This window comes from Eubacterium ramulus ATCC 29099 (assembly GCF_000469345.1).
GTDB lineage: Bacteria > Bacillota > Clostridia > Lachnospirales > Lachnospiraceae > Eubacterium_I > Eubacterium_I ramulus.
The window spans coordinates 971-1,318 of sequence record NZ_KI271189.1 but is presented as its reverse complement, the minus strand read 5'-3'; the positions used below and the strand labels follow the sequence as shown (position 1 = coordinate 1,318).

Below are 348 nucleotides of genomic sequence, written 5' to 3'. Positions count from 1 at the left end.
CGTGCATTAGAGAAAAAGGAACAGGAAAGCATTGAAGCTACAAAAAAGCTCATAGCACAGCGGAAGGAACTGGAAAAGAGAAAGAAAGCGGAAGAAAGTAAAAAACGAACCCACAGGCTCTGTCAGATTGGAGGAGCGGTGGAATCGGTTCTTGGCTGTCCGATTGAGGAGGAAGATTTACCAAAGTTGATAGGCTTCTTAAAAAGGCAGGAAACAAACGGGAAGTTTTTCTCAAAAGCGATGCAGAAAGAATTAGTTACAGACATGGAGGAAGTGTAATGGCGGAGGGAGTGGGTTTTCTATTCCCTTCATTGCCTTTGAATGAAGGGCGCACTTATGGACAACCAG

At 44.3% G+C, this 348-nt stretch carries 1 protein-coding gene; it reads left to right on the top strand.

The window, feature by feature from the left end; all coding sequences use genetic code 11:
- Positions 1-279: DUF3847 domain-containing protein (locus tag HMPREF0373_RS15180; RefSeq protein WP_021740687.1), on the top strand; the 279-nt coding region annotated here is incomplete at its 5' end.
- Positions 280-348: the final 69 nt, after the last annotated feature.